General features: G+C 42.6%; 6 protein-coding genes and 1 pseudogene. 6 read left to right on the top strand and 1 reads right to left on the bottom strand.

Translation table 11 applies throughout. The features are described 5' to 3' along the window. Window positions 1–687: 687 nt before the first annotated feature. From ACJAT7_RS16435 to ACJAT7_RS16415, 5 genes are all read left to right on the top strand, one after another. Window positions 688–2,844, top strand: a complete 2,157-nt coding sequence (locus ACJAT7_RS16435) for an adenosylcobalamin-dependent ribonucleoside-diphosphate reductase (protein ID WP_415227887.1) — start codon at window positions 688–690, stop codon at window positions 2,842–2,844. Window positions 2,845–2,861: 17 nt separating this feature from the next. Beyond that, complete coding sequence (locus ACJAT7_RS16430) at window positions 2,862–3,545, top strand: hypothetical protein (protein WP_415227886.1); 684 nt, start codon at window positions 2,862–2,864, stop codon at window positions 3,543–3,545. Between the two features lie 412 nt (window positions 3,546–3,957). Next, window positions 3,958–5,571 carry a SagB/ThcOx family dehydrogenase gene (locus ACJAT7_RS16425; protein ID WP_415227885.1) on the top strand — a complete coding sequence of 538 codons (1,614 nt, stop codon included), beginning with the start codon at window positions 3,958–3,960 and terminating at the stop codon, window positions 5,569–5,571. A gap of 10 nt (window positions 5,572–5,581) precedes the next feature. Next, window positions 5,582–5,917, top strand: a complete 336-nt coding sequence (locus ACJAT7_RS16420) for a 4a-hydroxytetrahydrobiopterin dehydratase (protein ID WP_415227884.1) — start codon at window positions 5,582–5,584, stop codon at window positions 5,915–5,917. Between the two features lie 426 nt (window positions 5,918–6,343). Continuing rightward, window positions 6,344–6,877, top strand: a complete 534-nt coding sequence (locus ACJAT7_RS16415) for an NADPH-dependent FMN reductase (protein WP_415227883.1) — start codon at window positions 6,344–6,346, stop codon at window positions 6,875–6,877. Between the two features lie 121 nt (window positions 6,878–6,998). Here ACJAT7_RS16415 and ACJAT7_RS16410 read toward each other — a convergent pair. Next, window positions 6,999–7,117, bottom strand: a pseudogene (locus ACJAT7_RS16410) (IS3 family transposase); the annotation flags it as partial. Window positions 7,118–7,436: 319 nt separating this feature from the next. On the opposite strand from ACJAT7_RS16410, the gene ACJAT7_RS16405 reads away from it, so the two are divergent. Then, window positions 7,437–7,905, top strand: a 469-nt coding sequence (locus ACJAT7_RS16405; protein WP_415227882.1) for a hypothetical protein, incomplete at its 3' end; no start/stop codon positions are given.

The raw sequence follows: 7,905 nt of genomic DNA, 5'->3' as shown, positions 1-7,905 counted from the left end.
GCCCGTTCATGACACTGAACTGTCGTTCAAATCACTTCCCGATAAAACAACTCGGGAATGACGGAGGGGCGGTTTTGCTGCGTCATCCTCAAAGATTCAATCCGTCATCCTCAAAGTGTTTTGTTGAGGATCCCGGTGAGTCATGGCGCTGCTAGATCTGGGATTCCCGATAAAACAACTCGGGAATGACGGGGGCGGTTTTTGTTGAGGATCCCGTTGAGTCATGGTGCTGCTAGTTCTGGGATTCCCGATAAGACAACTCGGGAATGACGGAGGGGCGGTTTTGCTGCGTCATCCTCAAAGATTCAATCCGTCATCCTCAAAGTGTTTTGTTGAGGATCCCGTTGAGTCATGGTTCTGCTAGATCTGGGATTCCCGATAAAACAACTCGGGAATGACGGGGGCGGTTTTGCTCCTGCTTCCAGCCTTTTCTCTAAACCAGTGCGGCTACGGAAATTTCCGTAGCGAGTCGAGGAAATTCATAATTTTGGCTTATTAATAATTTAATTTTTTATGGGGAAGCCGCAGCAGCTACCGTGCAACGGACAACAAAACAAAAATCCAAAAATATCTCATCAAGATCCCGAAAAAAGAATAATATCTATGCTACACTTTTTCGCTTAAACACAACATATGGTGTTAGCCCTCACATAAAGCGCTATATATAGTATTTCTAAGGAAAGTAACATGAACTCAACCAGCGTTAAAAAAGTATCCCCAACAACTGCTCAGGAGATCCCGCTACAGGGCGCATCCTGGGATATCTGGGATAAAAAATACCGTTTAAAAGACAAACACGGAAATCCTGTCGATCAATCGTTGGATGATACGTTTATGCGCGTTGCGAAAGCAACGGCTGCTGTTGAGAAGACCGAAGCCGAGCAGGAACGGTGGACGAAAGATTTTTTCTGGGCGCTGCAAAATGGTGCTATCCCTGCTGGCCGTATCACGTCTAATGCCGGTGCTGAAGCTTATAAACCTGCAACCTCCACTATCAACTGTACCGTTTCTGGTATTGTTGAAGACTCTATGGATGGCATTCTTACTAAGGTTCATGAAGCGGGTTTAACCTTGAAAGCTGGCTGTGGAATCGGTTATGAATTTTCGACGCTTCGCCCGAGTAATGCCTATGTTTCCGGCGCCGGCGCTTATACCTCCGGGCCACTCTCCTTTATGGATATTTTTGATAAGATGTGCTTCACCATCAGCTCGGCTGGCGGTCGTCGCGGTGCACAAATGGGTACTTTCGATGTGTCTCACCCTGATGTATTAGAGTTCATCCGTGCCAAGCGTGAAGATGGTCGTCTACGACAGTTTAACCTTTCACTACTGATCTCTGAAGAGTTTATAACCGCAGTAAAAGAAGATGCACAATGGCCGCTTAGTTTCCCTGCGACAGTAAAAGAGGTGGAAGCGGATAACCTAGCACTTGATGATAGCGAGCAGATCGTATGGCGCGACAGCCCGTTTGATTTGGAATACACAAAACAGCAGCAATATATCCTCAACGAGAATGGTCAGGTAGCCTGTCGTGTCTACAAATATATGCGCGCTTCGCGAGTTTGGGATGTGATCATGGCATCAACCTACGATTTTGCTGAGCCAGGATTTATCCTGATCGACCGTGTTAATGAGATGAATAATAACTGGTTCTGCGAGCATATTCGCGCAACCAACCCCTGCGGAGAACAGCCACTTCCTCCTTATGGAGCTTGTTTGTTGGGCTCTGTCAATCTGACCAAATTTATCGATAATGCTTTTAGTGATCAAGCCCGTTTTGATTGGGATCGTTTCCGTAAAGTCGTGGCAGTATTTACCCGTATGCTCGATAACGTGGTTGAAATCAACGGACTACCTCTCGAAGAACAGCGAGAAGAACTCATGCGTAAACGTCGTCACGGCATGGGCTTCCTTGGGTTAGGCTCAGCACTGGCGATGTTAGGTATCCGTTATGGTGGTGCAGAATCCGTGGCCTTTACTGAAGAAACATCTAAACAGATGGCGCTGCAAGGCTGGCGTACTGGTGTTGAATTGGCCGAGGAGAAAGGTGCTGCGCCGATTATGGATGAAGAGTTTGAAATCAACTCTGCGATGTTAGCTAAACGCCCAGAGATGGTAGAAAACGGCATTAAAGTTGGCGATAAAGTCAAAGGCAAGGTGCTGCATGCGCAATACAGCCGTTATATGCAACAGATTCGCGAAGAAGATCCTGAACTGATTCAAGCAATTATGGAAAAGGGCTGCCGTTTTACTCACCATACTTCTATTGCGCCTACCGGTACAATTTCACTGTCGATTGCAAACAATGTGAGTAATGGTATTGAGCCGAGTTTTTCCCATAAATACATGCGTAATATCATCACTGAGGGCAAAAAATCTAAAAGGGCGGTCGATGTTTACTCGTTTGAGATGTTAGCCTATCGCTCACTAATCGACGCAAGCGTTACTGAAACTAACCTACCGGATTATTTTACCAGTTCTGACCAAGTGCTTCCAAGCGAACATGTCGATATTCAAGCCGCAGCTCAACGTTGGATAGATTCATCTATCTCCAAGACTATCAACGTCGCAACAGATATTTCCTACGAAGAGTTTAAAGGGATCTACCTCTATGCACATTCGCAAGGGTTAAAAGGTTGTACAACGTTCCGCTTCAATCCCGAGGCATTTCAGGGGGTTTTGGTCAAAGAGAAAGATCTTGAAAATACACAGTATGAATTCACTCTCGAAGATGGCTCGACAACAACATTCAAGGGTAACGATATCATTGATTATGATGGCGAAGAACATACTGCAGCAAACCTATTCGAAGCGCTGAAAGAAGGCTACTACGGAAAATTATAAGTAGGAAAGGAACAATTATGACGATTAAAATAGAAAAAAAGATTGTTGGCTACAAGGTTCTCAGCAACGAGCAAAAAACTAAAGTAGCATCTGAAGATAAAAATGAGGATCTGGTTCAGAAGATGAATGAAACGGTATCCCGCCCAGAATTTTTAATGGGCACTACCTATAAGATTAAACCACCGGTTTCTGAGCATGCATTTTATATCACCATCAATGATGTTTTACTCAATGAAGGTACTGAACATGAGCAGACCCACCTTTACGAGATCTTCATCAACTCTAAAAGTATGGAGCACTACGCTTGGGTAGTTGCAATGACCCGAGTGATCTCTGCGGTATTTCGTAAAGGTGGTGATGCAACCTTCCTCGTCGATGAGTTGAAAGCGGTATTCGATCCCAAAGGCGGATATTTCAAGCCCGGTACTGGGCAATATATGCCGAGCATTGTTGCCGAGATAGGTTTTGTGATTGAAACCCACATGAAGCGGATTGGTATGCTCGAAGATGAAACAGATGTTCACCAGCAACGCTACCTAGCTGAAAAAAAGGCGCAGATGGCAAAAAACAACGCAGAGGAAAGCAATAATGGTAGCTTCCCTAAGAATGCTAGCATGTGTAATAAGTGTCACCAGAAAGCGGTGATCACCATGGATGGTTGTCTGACTTGTCTAAACTGTGGTGATAGCAAGTGCGGCTAATGGCAAAGAAGAGGCATGGGGTCACAAGGCATAGGGCCAACTCTTTGCTTTTGCAGAAATCGTAAGGCTAAAGATGGGATCTCAAACTTTTTAAGTAAAAAAGATATGGGGGTCCCATCTTGCGTTATTACTTGAAAAAAAACTAATAAAAAGTAGATTATTAAAGTGTTACTTCTGGTGTTGCTTTGGTTGTAAGTGACTGATTGTATTCATTAGTAAATTGGTAATTTCTACTTTAATGGTAAATAAATGTCGGTGAGAAGGTCACATTCGTCTACAAAATTAAAACAATGGAAGAAATAACGGAAATCTCAGCCAAATCGTTATTTGTTCTATTTCTGCCTAACGCCGCTTTCAGTTAAACACAACTGCTTCTATAGTGTTCAGTAAGCGAATCACTCTGAGAGCAATCATGTCCAAAGCTGCCCTGCACACAATCAAATCTTACCATCAGCAGACAAAACACCATCCGCACCAGTATGCGCGAGCGCCGAGTTATATGGACTGGGCTAATCAACCTTTGCCCTATCGCCTCTATGAAGGGGCAGAGATACAGCCTTTACCTTTATTAAAACAGCACAAGAATCATCCCTATTCAGCCCTATTTAAAGTAGTAGAACAGCCAGCAGAGCCACTCACACTAACATCCATTGCTAACATGTTAGAGCTCAGCTTGGGCTTATCTGCCTGGAAAGAATATAACGGGTCAGAATGGGCCCTGCGTATCAACCCATCTAGCGGTAACTTACACCCAACGGAATGTTATCTGCTGCTACCCGAGCTAGGGCCACAAGCTGCGAGCAGCGTGCATTACAACCCCTATCTTCATTCTCTTGAACTACGGGCCGAAATACCTGCGGCTGCGCAGCAATGGTTAAAACACGCGGATGGTTTTGCCTTAATGCTCAGCAGCATTGCTTGGCGTGAAGCTTGGAAATATGGCGAGCGCGCTTATCGTTATTGTCAGCACGATTTAGGTCATGCGCTTGGGGCATTGAGCATAGCTTGTAACCTTAACGGCTGGCAGATTCAGCTTTTAGCAAACGTTCCTTCGGAAAAAGCTAAAAGAATATTAGGCCTCACGTTATGCAATCGGTTGCCAGCTGAAACCGAGTTTGTTGATTGTGTCTGCTGGGTAAGCCGCAGCACACCCGACTTAGCAGCTGTTGAACAATGGTTTGATTCACTAGCAGATCTCAATTATAAGCACTTCGCTAATCAACTCAGTAAAGATCATCAGACGTGGCCGATTATTGACGAAGTTTTCTTAGCCAGCCAGCAACAGCGCTTAACGCTAACGGCAGCGGGTAATACAAGGGGCGCTAGTCAAGTAATAGACAGGGTTGAAACAAATAACCTAGAAAGTGCTGAAAGGATTATTCGCCAACGGCGCAGTGCACAAAGTTATCGGCAAGCTAGTAGCACGCTGCCATTAAACACCTTTTTGCATAATCTGCACAAAACCTTACCGAACAATCTCATTCCTTTTTCAATATTACCCTGTCAAGCACAAGTGCATTTGCTGTTGTTTGTACATAATGTCACAGGGCTAGAATCAGGTTTGTATCTGTGGCTACGTAATGAGATGCATCTGCCTTTATTAAAAATGCAAATGGACCGCCGTTTTGAGTGGACACAAGTACTAGAAGCACAGCCATTGTATTTGTTAGAAAACGGTGATTTTAGAAGCATTGCCAAAACAATTAGCTGTAATCAAGATATCGCGGGAGATAGCGCTTTTTCACTCGCTATGTTGGCGCAATTTGAGGCCGTACTCACAGATAATCCTAGCCACTACCCGACGCTATTTTGGGAAACCGGATTAATTGGGCAAGTATTATATTTACAAGCGGAGGCCTTTGGTTTGCGCGGCACAGGTATTGGTTGTTTCTTTGACGACCAAATGCACGAATTGTTAGGGTTAAAAGGAGAACAGTGGCAAAGCCTCTATCATTTTACCGTCGGTAAACAGATTGATGATAACCGCTTAGCCACTAAACCCGCCTATTATCATTTGCAAAAATAAAGGAAATATTATGCCAGAGTTACAACAATTACACTGCAAAGCGTGTGATAAAAGTACCACACCGCTTAATGACCATGAAATTAATGAATTTCTGCCGGAAGTGGATGGCTGGCAAGTGATTAAGGAGCAGGGCATTAATAAATTAACGCGCCAGTTTAACACCAAGAATTACGGCCACTCGATCGCTTTTAGCAACGCCGTGGCAGAGCTAGCAGGTTCGGTTAACCATCATCCGTTGATGGTCGTTGAGTACGACAGTGTGACCGTGGTTTGGTGGAGCCATAACATTAAAGGGTTGCATAAAAATGATTTTATTATGGCAGCTAAAACATCAATCCTGTTTTAATACCATCCTAAATAAATATCCTGTGCACCGGGATATTGCCCCTCTCGCATAAGTGTTTAGCAGAGTCAAAGCACAACTCCCGCAGCGGCAGAAATTCGATCAGAAGGAGCTGTTCACAGCCATACTAGACGAGCCCTTGACGCGGGTTGAAGATGAGTTGGATAGAATGTAAATGCCGATTATTATTCGGGCAGTGTTCCCTCCACACCCTCATTGGTCGTAAACTTATGAAACATCCGTTAATCCGTTTATCTTGTCAAGTGAATATCTAACCCGGGGTACGGGCGTAAGCGCCTCAGCTTTCTAACTCGTAAAGGGGCACAAAATTCATTAGGTGATAGGGGCGCTTTATAACTATGATTGTTAGACTACAATATCTGATACAGATATCTTTATGTTTTTTATTGTTAATTACAGGATAAAGTTATGAAAATTATTGCCTTTGCAGCGACCAACCATACAAAATCAATTAATAAACAATTAGTGGTGTATGCGGCAAGCTTATTAAGAAAAGTAGAAGTTGAGGTGTTGGACTTAAACGATTATGAATTGCCTTTATACAGCCAAGAGAAAGAAGAACAGTTGGGGCATCCAAAATTAGCAAAGGATTTTTTAGCTAAAATTAGTGAGAGTGACGGCATTATCATTTCTTTTGCGGAGCACAATGGCTCTTATACCGTTGCGTATAAAAACCTGTTCGACTGGTGCTCTCGCATTGAACCTAAAGTTTATCAAAAAAAACCAATGGTGCTTCTAGCAACATCTCCAGGCTCTATGGGAGCTTCAAGTGTTTTAGCTACTGCTGTTCAATCCGCGCCTTATTTTAATGGGATTATCAAAGCTAGTTTATCTATACCAAGTTTTTTTGACAATTTTGATAATGAAAAACAACGATTAAAGCATGAAGAACTAGATGAGCAATTAAAAGATGCAGTCAGCCATCTTAACCACTTAAAGTGAAATAAAGTAGCGGCGGTGAACCTGTAACATGTGATGAATGGCAATAACATTATAGTTGCCACTATTATGCTTGTAGCCAAAAGACTTGGCTGTAATATCCAATCAGTTTCCCCTGCACTCATGCTTGAGTTATTTGAAAGCACCATAATAATCTCCTGTATTTTTTACTTGTGTAATGCCCCCCTGATCAGAATGAAACATCACACCTTTAGGTCTGCCACGTAACTCATACGCCATTGAAGCTAGTATCTGGTGAGAACGAAACACATAGTCGTGGCTAAGTTAATTTGGCCACTGATTATAATTTTGTAAGGCTTGGGGCGTTTGCGAGTTAGCTTTCTAGGGCGCAATGGGCACAAAACGCCTTAGAAAACAAGCTGATTTCCTCTATATTTGTGACCCAAATAACTATACCACTACAATCAAAACTGGTATTAAATTTAGCCATACTTGCTGCGGTTTTCTAGGTAAAGAGGGTTGTATATGTGAAAAAAAAAGAGGAAATTAAAGAGATATATAATAAAAACCAGAACAGCATATTAAGAGAGGTAAATATATCTTGAAAAACATTAAAACCATGAAAGTTTTTGGTAGTGCATTGCTTATTTTTGGTTGTTTTATAGTCATTCTTATTTTGGGTGTTTATTTTCTTTCAGAAGATAAAAATGAAGTCGAGAATATCACAGCACAGCACATAATTTATCAATCGATAGGCGAGTTAGGTGGTTTTTCAAATGGTGAAAGCGCAATGATAAAGACAATAAATGTGGTTAGCGACAATATAGATAACCCTGATATTGAAGCAATTGTTAACTGCTACACAAATACCAGTGCCACTGTTTTTCGTGATTACTTAAAAGCAGTCAATTTTTCTATGGGGCAGTTTTGTAAGGTACAACAAAATTTAGAAGCAACATCGAGATCTAATCAAAATAACAGCGCTAGGTGTGCAGAGCCTAAATCAATTATTATGAGCGTAGATGAACTTGAAAAGTTAGGCCGTAAATATACGGGAGATTTCGCAACAG

Origin of the sequence: Psychromonas sp., from assembly GCF_047632995.1 — a bacterium.
In the GTDB taxonomy this organism is placed as follows: Bacteria; Pseudomonadota; Gammaproteobacteria; order Enterobacterales; family Psychromonadaceae; genus Psychromonas.
Note: the sequence above shows the minus strand (reverse complement) of the source record. Positions and strands in the feature narration are given on the sequence as shown.

Excerpts from the sequence above, each read along its gene's own strand:
- ACJAT7_RS16435 (WP_415227887.1), top strand. The coding sequence starts at position 688 with ATGAACTCAACCAGCGTTAAAAAAGTATCCCCAACAACTGCTCAGGAG.
- ACJAT7_RS16415 (WP_415227883.1), top strand. The coding sequence starts at position 6,344 with ATGAAAATTATTGCCTTTGCAGCGACCAACCATACAAAATCAATTAAT.
- ACJAT7_RS16420 (WP_415227884.1), top strand. The coding sequence starts at position 5,582 with ATGCCAGAGTTACAACAATTACACTGCAAAGCGTGTGATAAAAGTACC.
- ACJAT7_RS16425 (WP_415227885.1), top strand. The coding sequence starts at position 3,958 with ATGTCCAAAGCTGCCCTGCACACAATCAAATCTTACCATCAGCAGACA.
- ACJAT7_RS16430 (WP_415227886.1), top strand. The coding sequence starts at position 2,862 with ATGACGATTAAAATAGAAAAAAAGATTGTTGGCTACAAGGTTCTCAGC.